Origin of the sequence: Taklimakanibacter albus, from assembly GCF_016595235.1 — a bacterium.
GTDB lineage: Bacteria > Pseudomonadota > Alphaproteobacteria > Rhizobiales > Aestuariivirgaceae > Taklimakanibacter > Taklimakanibacter albus.
This window is the reverse complement of sequence record NZ_JAENHL010000007.1, coordinates 624,121-645,772: the sequence shown is the minus strand read 5'-3', so window position 1 is coordinate 645,772 and position 21,652 is coordinate 624,121. Positions and strand designations below refer to the sequence as shown.

The 21,652-nt window shown below is 63.2% G+C and carries 21 protein-coding genes; 12 read left to right on the top strand and 9 right to left on the bottom strand.

Annotated features, from left to right (window positions below; translation table 11 throughout):
* Nucleotides 1-5 precede the first annotated feature (5 nt).
* The 9 genes from JHL16_RS14650 (at nt 6) to JHL16_RS14610 (ending at nt 10,815) form a co-directional block, all read left to right on the top strand.
* Nucleotides 6-1,214 (top strand): NAD(P)/FAD-dependent oxidoreductase, encoded by a 1,209-nt coding sequence (locus tag JHL16_RS14650; RefSeq protein ID WP_200185575.1) that lies wholly within the window; start codon nt 6-8, stop codon nt 1,212-1,214.
* Nucleotides 1,215-1,391: 177 nt separating this feature from the next.
* Nucleotides 1,392-2,738 carry a type I glutamate--ammonia ligase gene (locus JHL16_RS14645; protein WP_200185574.1) on the top strand — a complete coding sequence of 449 codons (1,347 nt, stop codon included), beginning with the start codon at nt 1,392-1,394 and terminating at the stop codon, nt 2,736-2,738.
* A 6-nt stretch (nt 2,739-2,744) separates the two neighbouring features.
* Nucleotides 2,745-4,220 (top strand): glutamine synthetase family protein, encoded by a 1,476-nt coding sequence (locus JHL16_RS14640; RefSeq protein WP_200185573.1) that lies wholly within the window; start codon nt 2,745-2,747, stop codon nt 4,218-4,220.
* Between the two features lie 18 nt (nt 4,221-4,238).
* Complete coding sequence (locus JHL16_RS35420) at nt 4,239-5,402, top strand: PAS domain-containing protein (protein WP_200185572.1); 1,164 nt, start codon at nt 4,239-4,241, stop codon at nt 5,400-5,402.
* The gene (locus JHL16_RS14630; RefSeq protein ID WP_200185571.1) at nt 5,399-6,751 is read left to right on the top strand and encodes a sigma-54 interaction domain-containing protein; all 1,353 of its coding nucleotides are present in this window, start codon (nt 5,399-5,401) and stop codon (nt 6,749-6,751) included. Before JHL16_RS35420 ends, JHL16_RS14630 begins: the two co-directional genes overlap by 4 nt.
* 29 nt (nt 6,752-6,780) lie before the next feature.
* A complete protein-coding gene (locus JHL16_RS14625) occupies nt 6,781-7,836 on the top strand; it encodes an ABC transporter substrate-binding protein (protein WP_200185570.1) in 1,056 nt (351 codons plus the stop codon).
* Between the two features lie 192 nt (nt 7,837-8,028).
* A complete protein-coding gene (locus tag JHL16_RS14620) occupies nt 8,029-9,135 on the top strand; it encodes an ABC transporter ATP-binding protein (RefSeq protein WP_200185569.1) in 1,107 nt (368 codons plus the stop codon).
* Nucleotides 9,132-10,001 carry an ABC transporter permease gene (locus tag JHL16_RS14615; RefSeq protein ID WP_200185568.1) on the top strand — a complete coding sequence of 290 codons (870 nt, stop codon included), beginning with the start codon at nt 9,132-9,134 and terminating at the stop codon, nt 9,999-10,001. The genes JHL16_RS14620 and JHL16_RS14615 overlap by 4 nt, the downstream gene beginning before the upstream one ends.
* 4 nt (nt 10,002-10,005) lie before the next feature.
* On the top strand, nt 10,006-10,815 hold the full coding sequence (locus tag JHL16_RS14610) for an ABC transporter permease (RefSeq protein ID WP_200185567.1): 810 nt from the start codon (nt 10,006-10,008) through the stop codon (nt 10,813-10,815).
* 28 nt (nt 10,816-10,843) lie between these two features.
* On the opposite strand, the gene JHL16_RS14605 is transcribed toward JHL16_RS14610, so the two are convergent.
* Genes JHL16_RS14605 through JHL16_RS14565 form a run of 9 tightly spaced genes read right to left on the bottom strand, consistent with a single transcriptional unit; the run spans nt 10,844 to nt 18,546 of the window.
* Entirely contained in the window at nt 10,844-11,887 is a 1,044-nt protein-coding gene (locus tag JHL16_RS14605) for a peptidase C39 family protein (RefSeq protein ID WP_200185566.1), read from the bottom strand.
* Between the two features lie 44 nt (nt 11,888-11,931).
* Nucleotides 11,932-13,605, bottom strand: a complete 1,674-nt coding sequence (locus JHL16_RS14600) for an alpha/beta hydrolase (protein ID WP_200185565.1) — start codon at nt 13,603-13,605, stop codon at nt 11,932-11,934.
* Between the two features lie 3 nt (nt 13,606-13,608).
* A complete protein-coding gene (locus JHL16_RS14595) occupies nt 13,609-13,992 on the bottom strand; it encodes an ester cyclase (protein ID WP_200187141.1) in 384 nt (127 codons plus the stop codon).
* A 59-nt stretch (nt 13,993-14,051) separates the two neighbouring features.
* On the bottom strand, nt 14,052-15,173 hold the full coding sequence (locus JHL16_RS14590) for an ABC transporter substrate-binding protein (RefSeq protein WP_200185564.1): 1,122 nt from the start codon (nt 15,171-15,173) through the stop codon (nt 14,052-14,054).
* A 16-nt stretch (nt 15,174-15,189) separates the two neighbouring features.
* The gene (locus tag JHL16_RS14585) at nt 15,190-15,648 is read right to left on the bottom strand and encodes a hypothetical protein (RefSeq protein ID WP_200185563.1); all 459 of its coding nucleotides are present in this window, start codon (nt 15,646-15,648) and stop codon (nt 15,190-15,192) included.
* A 15-nt stretch (nt 15,649-15,663) separates the two neighbouring features.
* Nucleotides 15,664-16,116: a hypothetical protein gene (locus JHL16_RS14580; protein WP_200185562.1), complete on the bottom strand. Its 453-nt coding sequence runs from the start codon at nt 16,114-16,116 to the stop codon at nt 15,664-15,666.
* Between the two features lie 8 nt (nt 16,117-16,124).
* On the bottom strand, nt 16,125-17,129 hold the full coding sequence (locus tag JHL16_RS14575) for a dimethylarginine dimethylaminohydrolase family protein (protein ID WP_200185561.1): 1,005 nt from the start codon (nt 17,127-17,129) through the stop codon (nt 16,125-16,127).
* A 29-nt stretch (nt 17,130-17,158) separates the two neighbouring features.
* The gene (locus JHL16_RS14570; RefSeq protein ID WP_200185560.1) at nt 17,159-17,902 is read right to left on the bottom strand and encodes an SDR family NAD(P)-dependent oxidoreductase; all 744 of its coding nucleotides are present in this window, start codon (nt 17,900-17,902) and stop codon (nt 17,159-17,161) included.
* Nucleotides 17,899-18,546: a TetR/AcrR family transcriptional regulator gene (locus JHL16_RS14565; RefSeq protein ID WP_200185559.1), complete on the bottom strand. Its 648-nt coding sequence runs from the start codon at nt 18,544-18,546 to the stop codon at nt 17,899-17,901. The genes JHL16_RS14570 and JHL16_RS14565 overlap by 4 nt, the downstream gene beginning before the upstream one ends.
* A gap of 211 nt (nt 18,547-18,757) precedes the next feature.
* On the opposite strand from JHL16_RS14565, the gene JHL16_RS14560 reads away from it, so the two are divergent.
* Genes JHL16_RS14560 through JHL16_RS14550 form a run of 3 tightly spaced genes read left to right on the top strand, consistent with a single transcriptional unit; the run spans nt 18,758 to nt 21,532 of the window.
* Nucleotides 18,758-19,876 (top strand): extracellular solute-binding protein, encoded by a 1,119-nt coding sequence (locus JHL16_RS14560; RefSeq protein WP_200185558.1) that lies wholly within the window; start codon nt 18,758-18,760, stop codon nt 19,874-19,876.
* A gap of 28 nt (nt 19,877-19,904) precedes the next feature.
* Complete coding sequence (locus tag JHL16_RS14555; protein WP_200185557.1) at nt 19,905-20,732, top strand: ABC transporter permease; 828 nt, start codon at nt 19,905-19,907, stop codon at nt 20,730-20,732.
* Nucleotides 20,732-21,532, top strand: coding sequence for an ABC transporter permease (locus JHL16_RS14550; RefSeq protein WP_200185556.1), 801 nt, complete (start codon nt 20,732-20,734; stop codon nt 21,530-21,532). Before JHL16_RS14555 ends, JHL16_RS14550 begins: the two co-directional genes overlap by 1 nt.
* Nucleotides 21,533-21,652 lie beyond the last annotated feature (120 nt).

Below are 21,652 nucleotides of genomic sequence, written 5' to 3'. Positions count from 1 at the left end.
CGGAAATGACCGGGCATGTCCTCGTGGTCGGTGCGTCGCTCAGCGGCCTGAGACTGGCCGAGCAATTGCGTGGACTTGGCCATACAGGGCCGGTCACGATTGCCGGCGCCGAAACACGAATGCCTTACAACCGGCCGCCGCTCTCCAAGGACGTACTGACGGGTGATGACGATGAGGCAACACTTGTACAATCATTGAGCTTCCGTCCGCGCCCGACGCTTGATGATGTGACCTGGAAGCTCGGCGCGACTGCGGTTGCCTGCGATCTGGCGGCGAGAAGAGTGAGCTTCGCCGACAGCTCGACGCTGTCCTATGACGCGCTCGCCATCGCCACCGGCCTGTCGCCACGGCGCGTGCCGCTGTCCGGCGGTGAGAAGGACCGTTATGTCCTGCGCACGCTCGACGACGCGCTGGCTTTGCGGGCGCGGCTCATCGCGGGCGCGCGGCTCGCCGTTATCGGCGCCGGCTTCATCGGGTGCGAGGTCGCGGCGTCGGCGCGCAAACGCGGCCTTGCCGTGACGATGATCGAAACCTTCGAAGCCCCGATGCAGCGCGCCATCGGCATCGTGGCAGGCCAGGCGATGCAGGCGCTGCATCGGAGTGAAGGCATCGACTTCCGCTTGCAATCGAAGATCACCGGCTTCGTCGACCGCGGTGACGGGCATCTCGACGGCATCAGGCTCGAAACTGGCGAAATGATCGCCTGTGATCTCGCGGTCGAAGCAGTGGGCTCGACTGCCAATACAGCCTGGCTCGTCGGCAATGGCCTAGATCTCAGCGATGGCGTTCTCTGCGACAATGCGATGCGTGTCGAAGGGCGCGCCGACGTGGTGGCGGCCGGCGACATTGCGCGGTTTCCCAATCTCTTTGCCGATCATGTGCCGCGGCGCATCGAGCATTGGACGGTACCGGGTTTCACCGCCAAACGCGCCGCCGAAAGCCTGGTCAAGGAGATGGTCCAAAGCAGCTTCGCGCCTTTGCCGGCCTTCTGGAGCGACCAGCATGGTTTGCGACTGCAGAGCTACGGTTCGCCGTCGCTCGGAGATGCATCTGAGCTGCTCGAAGGTTCGCTCTGCCCCGATGACATGCGCCGCCAGGGCGTGGCGCTGGGCTATCGCCGGGCCGGCCGCATGATCGGGGTGGTGCTGATCGGCCTGCCGGCGGCCCGCCTTGCTCACTATCGGAACCTTGTGGATGTCGGGCGAGAAACGTGATGCAATATCTCATCAAGCGCTGCGAAAATGCAGCATCTGTGCGGGGGGGCCGTGTGAAAAGCCGATTTGAATCAAGGGCTGACTGAAAATCGAGGTCCTGGCTTGAGTGGCATGGGCCTTGCGGAGACAGACGAAAACAGCGGCGCAAGCAAAGCGCCCCATAGAGGGAGACCAGGAATGGCCGATCGATCGGGCCTCAAGGCGCAACTCGCCAAGGCCTTGGACGACATGCATGCCGATGTGATCCATGTCGGACTGTTCGACTATGCGAGCATGTTCCGCGAGCGCCGGCTGCGCCGCGATGAATTGCTGAACGGCGCCGAAACGGCGGTCTTTGCCAATGTGCTGCCCAAATGGGATTCGGGCGAGGCGATCCTCTTTCCAGGTCCCTATCGCAGCGAGACGGTCGCTTATGACGTCGCTTCGCTCAGGCCTTATCCCTTCGAGAAGAACGCCGCGGCGCTCATCGCCGATTACACCGGCCCGCAAGCGGCGATCATGCCGCGCCGCGTGCTCGCCGACCAGATCGCCAAGGCCGATGCACTGGGTCTCGATGTGTTCGCCGGCTTTGAATTCGAATTCATTGTCCTCAATGAGACGGCCGAGACCTTGCGTACCAAGGGGTTCGCCAATCTCAATCACTATGCCGCCGACAATCGCTGCTGGTCGGGGCAGACGGCGGCCACCTATGCGCCCTTCGTCGCCGAGCTCGAAGATACGCTGACCCGCGCCGGCGTCGATCTCTTCTCGCTCAGCGTCGAATTGGGACCCGGCTGCTTCGAGGCGACGCTCAAGCATCGCGAGGGCCTGCGTGGCGCCGATGACGCCGCCTTCTTCCGCATGTTCACCAAATCCTTCTGCCGTCAGCGCGATCTCACCGCGTCCTTCATGGCGCTCACCGGCAATGGTTTCCCAGGCATCGGCGGCCATATCAATCTGTCGCTGCGCGATCGCAAAAGCGGCCGCAATGTCTTCGCCGACCGATCGGATGCCAATGGCCTGTCGGCGACGGCCAAGTCCTTCCTCGCCGGCATCATCGCCAATGTGCCGGAGATCTTCCCGATGATAGGCAATACGGTGAATGCCTATCGCCGCCTGGCGCCTGGCAGCTGGGCGCCGAAGACGGTGAGCTGGGCGCCCTATAATTATGCCGCGGCGGTGCGCATCGCGGCCGAGACGGAAGAGATGACCCGGCTCGAATTGCGCCTGCCGGGGAGCGACGCCAATCCACATCTCGCCATGGCGGCGATGCTGGGGGCAGGGCTCGACGGTCTCACGCGCGGGCTCGAGCTTACGACGCCCGCCATCGCGTCGGGCGGACCCAATGAGGTTCCGGAAGGCGTCGAGCGCCTGCCCGTCGATCTGCTCGATGCAACCAGGCGCTTCCGCGCCAGCGCCAAGGCGAAGGCGCTCTTCGGCGCGGCCTTTGTCGATCACTATTCGGCGATCTGCGAGGCGGAAGACACGGCGCTGCGCAAGGCGGTGAGCGCCGCCGAGGTTCAACGTTATCTGGAAGCCGGCTGAGGAAAAATGAGCAAGCAAACCGATTTCGAAGTGCATCGCAACGCCGTTGGCCGCGCCGAGCTTGTCCGGAAAGTCCAGGCCAAGATCGATGAGCTGGGGGTCGATTACATCTATCTGCAATATATCTCGATCACCGGCCGGGTGATGGGCAAGGCCTGTCCGGCGCGCCATTGGGAGCAACTGGCGCGCAAGGGCGTCCAGACCTTCATGGGCGGCGTCGTCAATGTGTTTCCCGACCGGCATGGCAAGCTCATCGCTTTCCCGGCCAACTCTCATGAGGTGATCGCCCTTCCTGACCCGGAGACCTTCTGCCAGCTGCCCTGGAACAAGCGCATGGGGCGGGTCTTCTGCACGCTCTTCTACATGGAAGAAGACGCCGACAAGCCGGGGAGCTATTTCGAGCCCGATTCGCGCGGCAATCTGCGCCGCATCGACAACGAGTTCCGCGCCACCCATGACATGCACATGCGGGTCGGCTGCGAGCCGGAAATGCTGTGGCTGAAGAAAGGATCATCGCCCGATATTCCCTTCGAAGGCACGACCAAGCCCTATGCCTATCATATCGAGCAGTTCGAGCAGCTCGCGCCGGTATGGCTCAAGGTCTATGAATATTCGATCGCCATGGGGCTCGACATCATCCAGGGCGATCATGAAGACGCGCCCGGCCAGGTCGAGCTCAATTACATGTTCGACGAGCCGCTGCGCACCGCCGACCGGCTCACCACCTACCGGCAGATCTGCGCGCAGGTGGCGCGTGAGTTCAACCTTATCGCCTGCTTCATGACCAAGCCTTATATGGGCACCTCGGCCAATGGCTGCCATCACAACATTTCTCTGTGGTCGGGCGGCGACAGCGAGGTGGTGAAGCTGGTGAACGGCCCGCAGCCCGGCCTCGACGACGTCTTCACCTATCGCAGAGGCGGCAAGAACGAATTGCGCGACGAGACGGAAACGTGGAAACCGGCGGCGGTCGGCCGGCATGCGCTGGGCGGGCTCCTCAAACATCTTTCCGGCATGACGGCCATCGCCTGCTCGACGGTGAACTCCTATCGCCGTCTCAACGATACGGGCCTGTGGGCGCCGCTCGCGATCAGCTGGGGCCTGCAGAACCGCTCCTGCGCGGTGCGCGTGTCGGGTCCCGACCGCTTCGAATACCGGCCCTGCGATTCGATGGTGAATCCCTATCTGATGATGGCGGCGCTCTATAAGGGCATGGATGACGGGCTCAGGAACCAGACCGATCCGGGCGAGCCCGAAGAGCGCAACCTCGTCGAGGTGATGAAGTCGGGCGAGCATGTCGAGCGTATCCCGATGAATCTCAACGACGCGCTCAACGCGCTGCGCGACGATCCGGTGATCCGCAAGGCGCTGCCGGGGCGCATGTATGAGGTGTTCGATGCCTATAAGCGCGATGAATGGGACCGCTTCATCTGGGAAGCGTCGGACTGGGACGTGAAGACCTATCTCGACTGCCTGCCGTAACAGGAAGGAATCTTTGAGGTGGATGACAGGCTGATCCGGACCGCGCCTTTCCTCTTCGACCTCGTGTCGGAGGAGGGGCGCATCGTCTATGCCAATGCGACGGAGGAGCGTGAGCTCGGCTTCCGACCGGGCAAGCTCGCCGGCGTCGGCTTCGAGCTCGTCTATCCACCCCAGTCGCGCCAGTTGATCGAACGTGTTCTCAGAAGTGAGGCCACCACACCTTTGACCTTTGCCCGCCTTCAGGTCCGCAGCGCCGAGCGCAAGCTCATCGAGGTTGCCGCCAATATCGACATAGTGGAGGATGCGGAGCTCGGCCGCTGTGCCCGCATCGTCAAATTCCCGCTCGACGACACGTTGCGCCAGATCGATGCGATGCGGCGCGAGAACGAGCTGCTGTCGAGTATCGTCTTCTCGGCGCGCGACGCCAGCTACTGCGTGGAATTCATCGAGCCGGTGGACCTGACGGCGCCCGAGCATGAGATCATCCGGCAGGTCTTCGAGAATCGCTGCTGCTGGCGTTATTGCAATGAGGCGATGTCGCGGCTCTACAAGCTGCCGATCGGCGACGACCTCAATACGCGCAATGTCCGGGAGGTGTTTCCGCGCAATCCCGACAATGAAGTCTTCGTGCGCACCCTGATCCAGGCGAACTGGAACATCGACGCGGCGCTGTCGCGCGACCATCGCTATGACGGCGTCGACGTCTTCATCGAAAACGATGTGCGCGCCGATATCCGCGACGGACAGCTCCATCGTTTCTGGGGCGTGGTGCGCGAGGTCAACGCGCGGCGTATGCAGGAACGCGATCTCGCGGTCCAGGCCGCGACCGCCCTCGACATATTGGCCGCGGTGGCCGATCCGATCATCGTGACGGATGGGGCAGGGCAGATCATCGGCGCCAACCCGGCCGTCGAATGGAGCCTGGGCTGGCCGGCCGATACGGTCCTCGGACGCGATCTCGGTGACCTTCTGCGCCTGCGCCAGGATATTAAGGATTTGCTGGCCGCGGCGCGCCCACCGCAGCTCGCCCAGCGCGTCGAAGGCCAGGCGATGCACCGTGACGGCGGCGCGCTCCCTTGTCTCGCCATCGTCTCGGCGCTGCAGCGCGAAGACCAGGAGCCGCGCTGCGTGCTCAGTCTGCGGCTGACACCCGGCGCCGCCCGGATCGGACGGGCGTCATGACCCGCTCCACGTCCTTCCCCGGCAATACCATCGACGCTCTGCCCGAGGGCATCCTGATCATCGACGAAACCGGGCTGGTGCGTGATCTCAATGCCGCCGCGGTGACCCTTCTGGGCTTCGACCGCGATACGCTTCTCGGCCGACGGCTCTTCGACAGCTGCGGCGGCTTCCAGCCTTTCTCGCGGCTGGTGGAGCTCGTCGAAGCGGGCCTCAAGGCGGAAACATTGATCGAGCTCGAGGGCGGGCGGCAGATCATGGCGCTGGTCCGGCGCATCGGTGGCGAGCTTCCGGGCGCATCGCAAGGTGTGGTGGTCGTGCTGCATGACCTGCAGGTGCTCGATCATGAGCGCGAGCGGGCGCAAGGCGGCGGCAAACGTCCGGCCTTCCGCCTCATGGGCCAGCGCGCGGCGAAGCCCGATCTCGCCCATCAGCGCCGCATCTCCCCCTATCTCAACCAGATCATCACGCTCGGCGAGCGGGCGATGCGGCAGGGCGCGCGCGTGCTCCTGCTCGGCGAATCGGGCGTCGGCAAGACCGAGATCGCGCGTTATCTCCATACCTATGGCGCATCGCCCGCTGCCCCCTTCGTTCATGTCAATTGCGGCTCGATCCCCGACACATTGTTCGAGTCGGAAATGTTCGGCTATGAGCGTGGCGCCTTCACCGGCGCGCTGTCGGGCGGCAAGAAAGGTCTGATCGAGGCGGCCGATGGCGGCATGCTGTTTCTCGACGAGGTAGGCGAGATCCCGCTCGCGATGCAGGCGAAACTGCTCAAATTTCTCGAGACCGGTTCGGTGCAGAAAGTCGGCGGCTCGACCGAGAAGTCGGTAAAAGTGAGGATCATCGCCGCCACCAACCGCGATCTGGCCCAGATGGTGCAGACCGGCCATTTCCGCCGCGATCTCTATTACCGGCTCGCCGTCGTGCCGCTTTCGGTGCGCTCCTTGCGCGAGACGCCGGAGCTCATCGGCGAGCTGATCGACTTTTTCGTCGCCGGGGTCAATGTGCAGCGCGACCAGCCGCTTGTCCTCTCGGAGGACTGCCGGAAACATCTGATGGCCTATTCCTATCCCGGCAATATCCGCGAGCTGCAGAACGTCATTCAGCAGATATCGGTGCTGGCGGCGGGCAGAGCGGATTCGAGCCATCTTCCTGAAAGTGTGCTGCTGCGCCTCGTGCCGCAGAACGCCCAGCTCGACGACGGCGGCAATCTCAAATCGCGCGTCAGGGCCTATGAGCGCCAGATCATCGAAGCGACGATCGGCAAGCTCGGCTCGAAGCGCAAAGCGGCCGATGCGCTCGGCGTCGATATCGGAACAATTGTGCGCAAGACACAAGAGAAAGACTGAAGTCAGAAACAAGAAACGGAGGAAAGCCTATGAAGAACACGTTCGTCAGGAAGATCTCGACGGCGCTGGTGACGCTCGGCCTCGTGGCGGGGCCTGCTCTCGCCGACGGTCAGGTGAACATCCTCACCTGGGAAGGTTATGCCGATGCGAGCTTCATCAAGCAGTTCGAGACGGAATCGGGCTGCAAGGTCTCGGCCACCTATGTCGGCTCGAATGACGATTTCGCGCCGAAGCTCGCCGCCGGCGGCAATGTCTATGACATCATCACGCCGTCGCTCGACACGACCTATACGATGGTCGATGCCGGCTTCGTCGAGCCGCTCGATACCTCGAAGATCACCGAATGGAACAACATCTATGAGAAGTTCCGCAAATCCGCCGGCATCAACAAGGACGGCGTGACCTATGGCATGCCCTATGCCTGGGGCGCCATCGCCTTCATGTATCGCGTCGACAAGTTCCCGACGCCGCCCACCTCGATCGCCGACCTGTGGAACGAGCAATATAAGGGCAAGGTGTCGCTGTGGGACGACAAGAGCGCCATCTATGTGGCGGCCCGTCTCGAAGGCAACACCAACATCTATGAGCTGAACGACGCGCAGATCGAGCAGGCCAAGCAGAAGCTGATCGCGCAGAAGCCGCTTATCCGCAAATATTGGGCGACCGCCGGCGAGCTGGTCGATCTCTATGTGGCGGGCGAGGTGTGGATCTCCAATACCTGGGCCGGCTATCAGTCGGCGCAGATCAAGGCCAAGGGCATCGACGTCAAGGAGTTCATCCCCAAGGAGAATGCCGAGGGCTGGCTCGATTCCTGGATGATCGTCAAGGACACGCCGAACAAGGACTGCGTCTACAAGTTCCTCAACATGCAGAGCTCGGAGCTCGGCCAATGCGGCGTCGCCAATGTGAACGGTTACTCCGCCGCCAATCCGGTCGCCGCCAAGAAATGCATGAAGCCCGAGCAATATGACGCGCTGCATCAGGACGATCCGGCCTATCTCGACAGCCTCATGCTGTGGCGCAATCTCGGCGAGCGGCTGGAAGCCTATACCAATGCCTGGAATGCGGTGAAGGCCGCCAATTGAGCGGATTTGAGCGCGGGATGCGAAAAAGTGGATGCCGGTTCTTCGCGAGAATCCCGCGCTACTATGAAAGTCGATCATGTTCATGAGTTTGGATCGCTTCGATCCAAACTCATCGTGATCTAACGTGTGAGGCCGGACCCGCGAGAGAGGGCAGCGGGTCCGGCGCCGTTTCATTCGGAAAGGTCTTGTCTCATGAAGCCGATCATCGAGATCGACCATGTATCGCGCATCTTCGGGGGCAGGATCGTCGCCGTCGACGATGTCCGCCTCGACATCGCGGAAGGTGAGTTCATCACGCTGCTCGGTCCCTCGGGCTGCGGCAAGACGACCTTGCTGCGCATGCTGGCCGGCTTCGAGCTGCCGGATCGTGGCGCCATCAGGCTTGACGGGCAGGATGTCACCCACCTGCCGCCCTATAGACGCGATGTGAACATGGTGTTCCAGGACTATGCACTGTTCCCGCATCTCACCATCGCCCGCAATGTCGCTTTCGGCCTCGAGCGCTTGCGGCTCGAGCGTGCCGACATCACCCGCAAGGTGGACGAGACGCTGCAGCTCGTCGGTCTGGCCGACAAGGCGGACCGCATGCCGCACCAGCTGTCGGGTGGGCAGCGCCAGCGCGTGGCGCTCGCCCGCGCCATCATAAGGCGGCCGCGCGTGCTGCTGCTCGATGAGCCGCTCTCGGCGCTCGACGCAAACTTGCGCGAAGCGATGCAGGTCGAGCTCAAGCACCTGCACCGCAAGCTCGGCCTCACCTTCGTCATGGTGACGCATGACCAGACCGAGGCGCTGGTCATGTCGGACCGCATCGTCGTCATGCATAATGGCCGCGTAGCGCAGGCCGGCACGCCGAGCGAGCTCTATGACCGACCGGCCTCGACCTATGTGGCCAATTTCGTCGGCACGTCGAATCTTCTGAAAGGCGTCGTATCGGACGTCTCGAAAAGCGCCATCACGGTCGACCATGCCGGCTTCAAATTCGAATGCCCGCCTTTGCGCAGCGTCGCGCCCGGCCAGCATGTGATCGTCGGGATCAGACCGGAGAAACTGCAGATCACCGGCCTGGTGAACGGCGTGGCGCCTCCCGCCAATGCCCTCGACTGCGAGGTGGAGGAGCGGCATTTCCACGGCAACAGCATCAGGCTGCGCTGCCGTCTCTCTTCCGGCGAGCCCTTATTGTGCGATCAGCAGCTCGGCACCACCGGCGCGCTCAAGGCCGCGCCCGCGAAGGGCGAGCGGATCAGGCTCGCGGCCGATGCCGACAGCCTGGCGCTCTTCACCGAAGATGACCGGGCATGAAGGGGTTCCGGCTCGACAGGCTGCCTGGCCTTGCGGTGCTGTCGGCACCGCTCGTCTGGGCCGTCCTCTTCCTGTTCATCCCCTATCTCATCATCTTCACCTACAGCTTCTGGCTGAAAAAATACCCGACCTTCATACCGGCCTTTCAGTTCGGCAATTACGCGCAGATCTTCGCCGATCCGCAATATTACCAGGTGCTGCTGCGCACCGGTAAGATCGCCCTGATGGTCACCGCTTTGTCGCTGCTGCTCGCCTATCCCTTCGCCTATTTCCTCGTCTTCAAGGTGAAATCGTCACGGGTCCGCAGCCTTCTCTACATGGCGGTCATCGCACCGCTCTGGGTGTCCTATCTGCTGCGCGCCTATATCTGGAAGACGATTCTCGGCAGCGAGGGCGTGCTCAATTCCTTCCTGGTCTGGACCGGCATCCTCTCGGCGCCCACCGATCTTCTTCTCTACAACCAGTTTTCGATGGTGGTGACGCTGACCTATATCTTCATCCCGTTCATGGTCATGCCGATCTTCACCGCGCTGGAGAAGATTCCGCGTAATCTGGTCGAGGCGGCGGGCGATCTGGGTGTCACGCCCTGGGGCGCGCTCGCCAAGGTCATCTGGCCCTTGTCGCTACCGGGCGTCATCGCCGGCGCCACCTTTACCTTCTGCCTCACTTTCGGGGATTTCATCGCGCCCATGCTGGTCGGCGGGCCGGACGGGGTGATGATCGCCAATGTGATCACCTCGCAATATGGCGCCGCCCTCAACTGGCCGCTCGGCTCGGCGCTCGCCGTCGTTCTGCTCATCATCGTGCTCATCATCATCGAGCTGTCCGACCGCCTCCAGCGGAAAGACCGGATCGGGCTCGGGTGATGTCATGATCCAGGCGCTCAACAACACACTGTTCCGCCGCCTCGGCGATGGCGTCTTCGTGACGATGATCGCCAGCATCCTGGCCTTCCTCTATCTGCCGGTGATCGTCCTCATCGTCTTCAGCTTCAATGATTCGAGCTCGCTGACCCTGCCGCTCTCGGGCTTCACCTGGAAATGGTATCAGAGCGTCTTCGCCAATGAGGACCTGCTCAGGGCGCTGCGCAACAGCTTCTATGTCGCTTCGCTGGCGACGGTGCTGACTCTCGTCATCGGCGTTCCCGCCGCCTTCGCACTCGACCGGCTGAATTTTCCCGGCAAGACGTTGTTCCGGCGCCTGGTGCTGCTGCCGCTGGTGCTGCCCGGCATCATCACCGGCATCTCGATGCTCAATCTCTTCAAGCTGATGGGCTTCAGCCTGAGCCTCGAGACGGTCATCATCGGCCATGCGACGGCGCTGCTTTCAGTGGTGGTGACGCAGGTTTTCGCGAGATTACAGCGGCTGAGCCGGTCCTATGAGGAAGCGGCGGCCGATCTGGGCGCCAGGCCCTGGGAGACCTTCTTCCTCGTCATCCTGCCCAATATCCGTTCCGCCATGATCGGTTCGGCGCTGCTATCCTTCACGCTTTCCTTCGACGAGATCCCGGTGACGTTCTTCCTCACCGGCCGGGACAACACGCTCCCCATGTATATCTGGTCGACGATGCGGCGCGGGCTGACGCCTGAGATCAACGCCGTCGGCACGCTCATCATCGCCGCCTCGCTGGTGCTGATCGTGCTGTCCGTCTCGCTGCTCAAGGCCGATGACGAGAGATAGTCGGATCAGGGCGAGAAGGGGAGGTTATTCAGCGCGACAGGACGATGGCCGCGCGGTGGCGCGGCTCGCCATACCAGGCCATGCGGTCGAGGACGGGAAGCCTCACCGGTAGGTCATAGGCATCGGCTTCGGTTTCGAAAGAGTCACGGTCGATCCACGGGTCGTTGATGAGGAAAACATCGTTCTTGACCGAATGGGCGACGACCCAATGCGGCGCCTTGTGGCCATGCGTCGCCATCTGGTCGATGAGGACGATAGCGATGGCGCCCAAGGAGACGGCATCGTGGATCTCGGCGATGTCGAATTCGCGCTTCTCGATGATGATGGGGGAAGCATGCGCCTTGGCCTTGAAATCGGCCTGGACGAACCGCATGAGATCGCGCTTGGCCTCGGTATTGCCGCGGTCGAGCAGGACCGGCTCCTCGGTGCTCATGAAGAGGCGCGTGCGATAGCCGCGCCGCTGGGCGGCGAGCGCCATGGCATAGGGATCGCAGCCGCCGGGACCGGTGAGGCCGATGACCGTCGTCGCCTCGCGCCACAAAGCGATCTCGATATGCCGGTCGGGGATTTGCGCCGGATCGAAGCCGCCGAAGCTCATGGCGAGCGAGCAGGGGCCGCAGGTGAATTCCGTCGACTGCGCATAATGAGGCACCTGGCGGGTGGTGCGCATATCGTGATTGGCGAGCCAGCGCTCGGCGAATCCGCGCTTGTCGGCCCGCTGCGGCAGGCCAAGAAGCAGGCGCATGTCATCGCCGACCTCGGCCCCCGATGTTCCGGCGTCGATGCGCCAGGAGAGGATGCCCGCCTCGGCCGAGGCCTCAGCGAGCGTCACGACCAGCGCCTGGCCCGCCTCGCGCCGGCCGGCCCACAGCCAGACGATACGCAGCATCGCGGCGGTTGGCCGCTGCAACGCCACCAGAAGACCGGTGATGGCGCCCGACTGGCGCGCGACGAGAATCCTGCGGCCATGGACCGGCAGATAGGACATGAGACGGCCCGCGATGTCTTCCGGCAGTCCCGAGGGCAGGCTCGCATCGCCATCGAGAGACGTCACGTCGATGAGGTCGGTCATGTCAGATTCCTGCTGATCGGACTCCTGGATAGACGAACGCGCGTCTAGCCGCCACGATTCTCGTCAGCGAGGACAACCTTCAGCTGTTGCTTGAGTTTCATGATCGCATCAGGCGTCCAGGGGCCGGCACCGGTCACTTCGATCCAGGCATCGACATAATGTTCGGGCGCATAGACATGGCCGTGGCCCATGGGCGTCGCGGTGGCGACCGCCATGTCGAGTGCCAGCTGCAGCATGGTGACGATCGGATACCAGGTGAGCTCGGGCGAGACGTCGGGACCGCGCGGCTTAGCCATCCAGGCGGGGGCGCGGTAGAGATCGCGGTAGTCGAAGAAGGTGACGGGGTCGCTCGCATATTGCAGATAGACGACGCGCATCGGTCCCCAGGGCGCGAGGTGGGACGTACCGAGCCCCTCTTGATTCATGAAGCGCACGAAAGACCCGTCGCGGAATTGCGGCAGCCAGGCGGGCGATCCTTCATTGCGCCCGTCGGTGATGCGGCGCCAGCCGCGGCTCGCGAAAGGCGGGCCGCTCCATAAAGCGCCGGCAATGGGGTCGCCCAGCATCTCGAAGAGCTGCGCCGACTTCTCGGAATTCATCGCGCCGAGGCTGAGTCCGTGCAGATAAAGAAGCGGCCGCCGGTCCTTGGGCAAGGTCGTCCAATAGGCATAAACCACACGGAACAAAGCGCGCGCGGCCTCTTCGCCATATTCGGGCTCGGCGATGAGCGACAGTGGACTCGAGAGATAGGAATATTGCTGGGCAACGCTCGCGACGTCGCCGTCCTGCAGATATTCGAGGCTGTCGACGGCAGCGGGGTCGATCCAGCCGGTGCCCGTCGGCGTGATCACGACGAGAAGCTTGCGTTCGAAGGCGCCGACCCGTTTCAGTTCGTCGAGTGCCAGCCTGGCACGCTCGTCGGCGGTGCCGGCGGCGTTGAGCCCGACATAGACGCGGATCGGCTCCTTGGCGGGGCGTTGCGTGAAGGCGCCGATCGCTTCGGCGGAGGGACCGGTGGTGACGAATTCGCGCCCGGCGCGGCCGAGATCGTCCCAGGCGATCAGAGAGGCGGAGTTGCCGGTCTTCGATGCCGATGTCGGCTGCGGGCGCTCCGGCTCGATCAACTCGTCATATTGACGGTAGCTCGAATCCGCCGCTTCGAGCGCCAGGCGAAAGACCATGTCATTGGCTAGCAGCCAGAACAGCAGGAGGGCCAGACCGGCGCCGATGACATTGGCGACGCGGCGTGGCACGAAACGGCGGATGCGGGCCGTGACGAAGTAAGCCACCTCGCGGAAGAAGCGCGCCAGCGCCAGGAGCGCCACGAAAGTCACCAGCGCGATGAAAGTGAGCTTGATCGGATGCGCGCTGGTCACCGGCTCCATCTGCATCAACTGGCGGATGGAATTCTGCCACGCGGCCGTGTTCCAAAGGAAGTAGAGCGCCACGCCGGCGCAGAGGACCGCAATGACGGTGTTGGCACGGAAACGCAGCTTCTCGCCGGGCTCGGGCAATTCCAGATAGGCCCACAGCCAGCGCCAGAAGACGCCGACGCCGTAGCCCAGGGCGAAACAGGCGCCCGCCAGCACGCCTTGGGTCAGATAGGTGCGCGGCACCAATGTGGGTGTCAAAGCGGCGGCGAAGAACAATGTGCCGAGCAGAAGCCCGATGCCGGACAGGGAACGCCAGAAATTCAGCCAGCGGGAGACGGAGAACATGGTCTACAACTGAGCCTCGATGGCGGCCTTGTCGATGATCGACCACACTTCCCTGATCCGCCCGTCCAGAAATTCATAGAAGACATTTTCGGCGAACTGGACCCGCTTGCTGTTGACCGGCAGGCCGAACAACATGCCGATCGGCGTGCAGTCGAACTGGAGACGGCTGGCAATACGAGGGGGCTCCGAGATCAGCAGCTCTATCTCGAAATGCAAATCGGGAATGGCGCGAAAATCACCTTCGAGCATGTGGCGATAGCCCGACAGTCCGATGCGCTTGCCGTTATAGTGGACATCCTCGTGAACGAACGCGCCTAAATTCGGCCAGTCCTGCTTGTTCAGGCAAGCTATGTAGCTTCGGTAGATCTGGGCGAGATCGGTTCCCATCAGGCCTTTATATCGGCAGTCCCGCCGAAATGAAAAGGGCGCCTTCCGGCGCCCTTTCGTCAGCTTGCGATCGCGTCGATCCATTTGTTGAGCGCGTCGTCATAATGATCGGCATACCAGGTCTCGTCGCGGATGATCTGCTTGGCGAGATTGGCCGGGAAGCCGGGGTCGATGCGCTGCTGTTCGGCGTTGAGGAGTGCCGAGGCCGCCGGGTTGGACGGGGAATTGCCGAGCTTGTCGAGCAGCACGATCTGGCGTTCCGGCTTGAGCGTCGAGGCGATGAACTGCTGCACCTTGGCGCCGGCCGGGTTGCCTTTCGGCACCACCCAGGCGCCGGGGCAATAATTGGCGCCGTCCCAGATCCAGCTGACCCGCTTCTTGGTGTCGCGCTCGAGCACGCTGGCGCGGGTCGAATAGATGCAGCCCATGACGATCTCGCCGTCGAGGAACATCTGCTGCGACTCGGCACCCGAATCCCAGAACAGCAGATGATCCTTGATCGACTTCATCTTGGCGATGGCGCGGTCCATGTCGAGCGGATAGAGCTTGTCGGCCGGAACACCATCGGCGAGAAGCGCCCCTTCGGCCGCTCCCATCATGTATTTCCACATGGCGCGTTTGCCCGGATATTTCTCGACATCGAAGAAATCGGTCCAGCCGGTCGGCGCCTTGCCACCCATCTTCTCAGCGTCATAGGCGATGACGAAGCTGAAGCCGTAATTGGCGATGCCGTGCTCCCAGGCCCAGCCGTCGCGGATCATCTTCTTGTCGACCACCGAATAATCGATGGGCTCGAGATACCCCTTGCGGCCGAGATCGATGGCGATGAAGCCGTCGGCGTCGCAGACATCCCAGATGACGTTCTTCTCGTCAACCTGGGCGCGGATCTTACCCGGCAGAGGGCCGCCGCCGATCACGCTCACCTTGGTGCCGGTATCGGCGGTGAAGGGCGCGCCCCAGGCTTCCGCCATGAAGGTCGCGGCGTCACCGCCAAAATTGGAGACGACGATCTCGTTGACGTCGGCCAGCGCTTCGCCGGAGCCGAGGCTCATTTTGGCGAGGGGTGCTGCGAAGCCGAGGGCGGCCACGAGTTTCACGAAGTCGCGGCGGTGGATGCGGCCGGCCTTCAGATCATCGATGCCGATCTGGAGGCGGTCGAGCTTGAATGCGGTGCGGGACATGGATTTCCTTACCTTCTTATTCTCTGTGGTCCTTGGAGTCGCCGCGGGTGACATGCGGCGTAATCCGGATGGCGCCCGCTGCGTCGCGGGTGAAGCCGCGCACGCCGGCAAAGGAGATGGCGTGACGGTCGAGGAGAGCGACGGCTTTGTCCTCGAGGCCTGCCGGCACATAGAGGAAGAAGTGGCGGTTGCCGGTCTCGGTCAGATTGTCGGCGGCGGCCGAGCAGGTCTTCCAGATCGGCGCCTTGGCTTCGTCGAGGGTTTCCTCGACCTCACCGATCTCGCGGATCTCGCCCTTGGTGTTGACGATGACGATATCGGGGAAATGCTCCCGGCCTTGATGAGGGATCGAGCGGGTCGGGCGTGCGACATTGGTGAGCGTCACATAGTCGGCCGGCCAATCCTTCTGGTCGTGGAAAGGAAAGCGCGTCCTGGCGATATGCGTGACGACGGCGTCGTGTTGTTCACGGGTCATGTTCGTACTTTCGATTTATTGATGGTCGTAGCGGTCGCCACGGGTGAGATAGGGCGTCACCTTCACTTCATCGCCGGCGATCTCATATTCGCGAAGCCCCGCGAAGGAGATCGCATGCTGGTCGAGGGCGGCCAGTGCTTCCGCGGCGAGGCCTTTGCGCACATAGACGAAGAGATTCTTCACGCCCGTCTCGTTCATCGTGTCGGCGACGTCGGCGCAGAGCTTCCAGCGGGCGATGGCCGCCGCATCGATCTTGTCTTCGACCTCGCCCAGACGGCAGGGCTCGCCCTTTTCGTTGAGAATGACGATATCGGGCCAGTGCTGGCCATCCGGTCCTTGAACCGGATGGCTGCGCTCGGCGCCGTTGGTGAGCGTCTGGTAGCCTTCCGGCCAGTCGGTCTGGCCGGGGAAGGGGAAGCGATTCGCCGCGATGAAACGGATAACGCGATCCTGATCGGTGTTCTGCATGAGGCGCCTCAGACCGCGTCGCGGATCAAGGGCGACGTCGAGCAGTGCGGGCCGCCGCCCCCCGAGCAGACGAGATCATAAGGAAGGGTGAGAACCTCGACGCCTTTAGCGCCCAAGCGGTCGAGCGTGTAATTGGAGGCGCCCTCGGTCATGATCACGCGGCGGGGCGCAATGGCCAGGCCGTTGATGATCCACGGATTGTCCTCGTGATGCACTTCCACCGTCTCGATGCCGAGCTGCTTCAGCTTCTGCAGGAAGGGGAAGGGGAGCTGCGCCGGATTCACCAGGGCGAGATCGGGGGCGATCATGAGGAACAGGCCGTCGATATGGAGGCGATAGCCGGTGAGATCGATCTGGACGAGCTCGACACCTTGCGAGCGCAGCACTTCCTCGATCTGGCGGCCGCCTTCCTCATTGCCGCGCGATGAGCGCGAGAAGACGGCGGTCTTGTCATTGAGCCAGGCGAAGCTGCCGCCCTCGGCAATGGCCGTGCCCGACAGCGTGCGCAGGATCGGGCAGCCGATACGCGCGAGTGTACGCGTCGCCTGCACTTCCTCGCCGCGGCGGATGCGCGGGCCCATGCGAGTGACAATGGCGCCGCCGCCGACGCCGATGACGACGTCGCGCGTGTAGCAGGACTTCATGCGGCCGGGGCCGGCCTGGTCGAGGAAGACGATCTCGACACCTTCGTCCTTGAGAATCTTCACATAGGCATCATGCTGGCGCTGCATGCCGGCAAGGTCGGGGCCCTGATTGCCGCGCCAGTACCAGCCTTGCTGGATGTCGCCGAAAGCGCCCATTTCGAGACGCTTCGAGGTGTCGACGACATTCACTTCGGGACCGGGGCGATGCATCAGGACGACGCGCAGGCGGCCGACGTCATTGGTGCAGCCCCAGGAGCGACCCCACCAGCGCTTGAGCAGATCGGCATCCTCGAAAGCGGGCTCCGCTTCCGACGGGAAGATCTTGATCAGCTGATTGTAGCGCCATTCATTTTCAGTCATCACGCTCATGGTGATTTTTCCTCTTCTTGGTGTTGTGATCAGATTCCGACGATCGGGTCGCCGCCATTGGGGCAGAGAAGCTGGCCGGTCATGAAGCCGCCCTTCGGTCCGACGACGAAAGCGATCCAGTCGGCGATTTCCTCGGGCTCGGCCCAGCGCTTGACGAGATTGAGTGCGGCCTCTTCGTCGAGCGCGTCCTGGCCGTAGCGCAACGTCATGCCGGTGCGCACGACGCCCGGCGCCAGCGCGTTGACGAGAATGCCATAGGGGGCGAATTCCCGGGCCCAGGCTTTGGCGAAACCCAGCACTGCCGCCTTGGCGGCGGCATAGTGGCTCGAGCGCTCGAAGCCGACCTGGGCGCGGTTGGACGAGATGTTGAGAATGCGGCCGTAACGTTTGGCCTTCATCTCGGGCAGCACCGCGCGGGTGGCGGCGAGCGTGCCCCAGACATGGATATCGAACAGGCGCTCATAGGCGGCCTTGTCGATATCCTCGATGACGGCATTGAAGCCCGGCACGCCGGCATTGTTGACGAGGATGCTGACGCCGCCGGCTTCGAGGGCGCTCTGCCTCAGTGCCGCTTCATCGGCGACGCTGTAGATGGCGGGAAGCGCCTCGCCCTTGGCTTTGCGGATGGCGTCGACGACCTCGGTGACGCGTCCTTCATCGACATCCTGCACGATGACGCGGGCGCCTTGCGAGCCAAGCTTCTCGGCGGTGGCGCGGCCGATGCCGGAACCGGCGCCGGTCACCAAAGCGGTCTGGCCGACGAAATCACTCATGCTGTTGCTGCTTTCTTTTTCTCAGGGGTTCTGGCGATGACGCCGGTGAAGACGAGGTCGAGATGGTGCTCGACCGCGGCCTGCAGCTCCTCCAGAGTCATCGTGTCGGAGGAGACGAGCCGGCCGAAATGATAGGTGCCGACCGCGGTGATGAGATCGGCGAGCCGATGGATATCGACATCCTTCTTGATGCTGCCGCGCTTCTGGAAATGGCCGAGCAGCTGGATGTAATGGCGCTTGATGATGCCCTGGAAGCGGCGCGACAGGCGATGCTGCGGGCCGTCGGGCTCGCGATAGGGGGCGGAGAAGATGACCCGCCAGCATTCGCGGTTGAGCGTGGTGAGCGCCTGCACGGTCAAGAGCTTTTCGAAGGCGTAGATCGCCTCGATCGGATCCTTGGGCGGATTGCGCACCAGGTCGCGCCGTGCGGGATAGGCGGCGCGGACATGGCGCACCGCCAGCGCCATCAGGATATTCGGCTTGCTGGTGAAATAATTATAGACCGTGCCCGGCGCCACCTGGGCGCTCTCGGCGATTTCCTCGATGCGCGTCGCCTCATAGCCTTGCGAGGCGAACAATTCGGCGGCGACGTTCAGCATCTGATTGAAGCGTGTTTGCCTGTGCAGAGCGCGCAGCCCGGCCATGCGGTGCCTCCCGGAGAGATCGACAGGCCGGAATGATAGTCACATCAATTTTGAAGTCGACTCCTTTTTTTTACTTGACTTAAAATTTAACCGGGCGAAACCTAGGGAGGGTGGCGGCAAAGGGGCGCAAGCCCTTGCTGTCGCCTAAACATGATGAGAGAAGCACGCCGCAGTTGAAGGCGGCCGTTACCGCAAGGAGAGGACGACAAACATGAGAAAACACAGTTTCCAGGCTGATCTCGCCGAGATCGCCGCACAGGAAGTCAAAGCCGGCAGGCTCGACCGCCGCGATTTCCTCAAAATCCTGGCCGCGGCCGGTGTCGCTCCGGCGCTGGGCGCCGTCCTCGGCTCCGATCCCGCTTCCGCGCAGGCCGGCGAGATCGTGCTCGCCAATTTCGGCGGCGACGCCATCAACGGCATGAGCGAAGCCTGGGGCAAGCCCTTCACCGCCGATAGCGGCATTCCGGTGCGCGTCGACGGCGGCAGCCCGCTCGCCGGCAAGATCAAGGCGATGGTCGAATCGAAGTCGGTGATCTGGGACGTCTGCGACGGCGACGGCTTCCTGTGCAACCAGCTCGGCAATCAGGGCCTGCTCGACGAGGTCGACTATTCGGTCGTCGACAAGTCGAAGATCCGCGAAGGCTGGGCGTGGAAGCACGGCATCGCCAACTACACCTACAGCTTCGTGCTCGCCTATAAGAAGGAGCTGTTCCCGGACAAGCCGCCGACCTATGCCGATTTCTTCGACACCAAGAAATATCCGGGCAAGCGCTCCCTGTGGAAGTACCAGATGGGCGCCATGGAAGCGTGTCTCTTGGGCGACGGCGTGGCGCGCGACCAGCTCTATCCGGCCGATCTCGACCGCGCCATCGCCAAGGCGAAGTCGCTCGGCGACGACGTGATCTATTGGGAATCGGGTGCGGAATCGCAGCAGATGTTCCTCGACGGCGAAGTCGTCATGGGCAATATCTGGAACACCCGCGCCAGCATTCTCGAGCGCGACACGCAAGGCAAGGTCACCTGGACGTGGAATGACGGCCTCTATTGCCCGTCGTCCTTCGTGATGCCGAAGGGCCATCCGGCGCCGAACGAGGCGCTGCAGAAGTTCCTCGCCTCGATCCTCGAACCCGATCGGCAGATCAAGCTGCTGTCGATCCTCGGCAACGGCCCGACCAACCCGGCCGCGTCCGCGTCGCTGCCGCCGGAGCTGCAGCGCCTCGACCCGGGCTATGGCGACAACGCCACGGTCCAGGCCATCCGCAGCGAGGACTGGTACGAGAAGAACTACGACGCCGCTGTGGAAAAGTGGATCGACGGCATAGCCGGCTGATCAGAACGGCGGGCATAGGATATTCCTTATGAGACAACCTTATATCGGGTTCCTGCTGCCCGCCGCCTTTCTCGTCTGCGGCCTGTTCCTCATCCCCATCGGCCAGCTGATCATCCTGTCCTTCGACGGCTTCACCGAGCCGTCGTTGCGCTGGTATGCGCAGATCCTCGAGACCGGCAGCATCCAGCGTATCCTGTGGACGACATTCCGCATCGTGACGATCACCACGCTGATCGCCGTGCTGCTGGGTTACGCGGTGGCCTTCGCCATGGCCCATATGGGCCCCCGGCAGCGGCTTCTGCTGCTGCTCTGCGTGCTGGTGCCGTTCTGGCTGTCGGTGCTGGTCAGGGCGCTCGCCTGGCTTATCCTGCTGCGCAATAACGGCATCGTCAACGAGACGCTGCTCGCCACCGGTCTCATCGGCGCGCCTTTGCCCCTGGTGCGCAACGAATTCGGCGTGATCATCGGCATGGTGCATTATCTCGTGCCTTATGCGGTGTTCCCGATCTTCGCCACCATGCAGAACATGGATGGCCGCCTGATGATGGCGGCGCGCAGCGTCGGCGCCTCGCCCTTGCGCACCTTCATCGACGTCTATCTGCCCGTAACCTTGCCTGCGGTCTTCGGTGCCGGGCTCCTGGTCTTCGTCTTCGGCCTCGGCTTCTTCGTGACGCCCGCCATCCTGGGTGGCGGCCGTGTCGTCATGCTCAGCGAATATGTGTCGATCTCGGTGCTGCAGACCTTGCGCTGGGGCCTCGCCGCATCGCTCTCCGTCGTCCTGCTCGTCGCCACGCTCGCTCTGCTGTGGATCGTCAGCAAAGTCGTCGGCGTGCGCCGTCTCCTGGGGAACGCGTGATGGAGCTCAAAGGCTGGCCGCGTTACGCCATTTTCACCCTCGCCTGGACGGTGGCGCTGTTCCTGCTCTTGCCGGGACTCGTCGCCATTCCGGTCGCCTTCAATGACAGCCGATTCATCGCGCTGCCGACCAACGGCCTGTCGCTCAGGCATTTCGAAACCTTGTTCACCTCGGGCGGCTGGCTCGCCAGCATCGGCGACAGCGTCGGCGTGGCCCTCGCTTCGACGGCGATCGCGGTCTCCTTCGGCACGCTCTGCGCGGTCGGCCTGTGGCGCGTCACGCCGTGGCTCGCCGGCGTCGTCGCTGCCTTGCTGCTGGCGCCGATGATCTTCCCGCCGATCGTCAGCGCGCTGGCGCTCTACCGCGCCTGGGTGGCGATCGGCATCTATGACACCTGGATCGGCGTCGTCCTCGCTCATGCGATCCTCGCCATTCCTTACGTGATCATCACGGTGACGACGTCGCTCAGCCTCCTCGACGGCAGGCTGGAGCAGGCGGCGCGCAGCCTCGGCGCCTCGCCGCTGCGTACCCTCGTCGACATCATCATCCCCAATATCCGCACCGGCATCGCCACCGCCGCGGTCTTCGCCTTCATCGTCTCGTGGGACGAGATCGTGGTGACCATGTTCGTCTCGAGCCGCGCCGTCTACACGCTGCCGCGGCGCATGTGGGATGGCATCCGCGAGAATGTCGACCCCACCGTCGCGGCGGTCGCCGCCGTGCTCATCGCGATCACCGCCATCGGCGTGCTGATCGCAGTGGCAAGCTCCTGGCGCCGCGGCGGCGCCAAGGCGTCATGAACAGAGCGCTTCCCGCCAAAGTTGCGCGACTTTGGCGATAAGGAAGCGCTCAAAAATATACTGTCGAGATCTACCCGCTTCGATCGAAGCGGGTAGATCTCGATAACAAGAAGAGTGAAA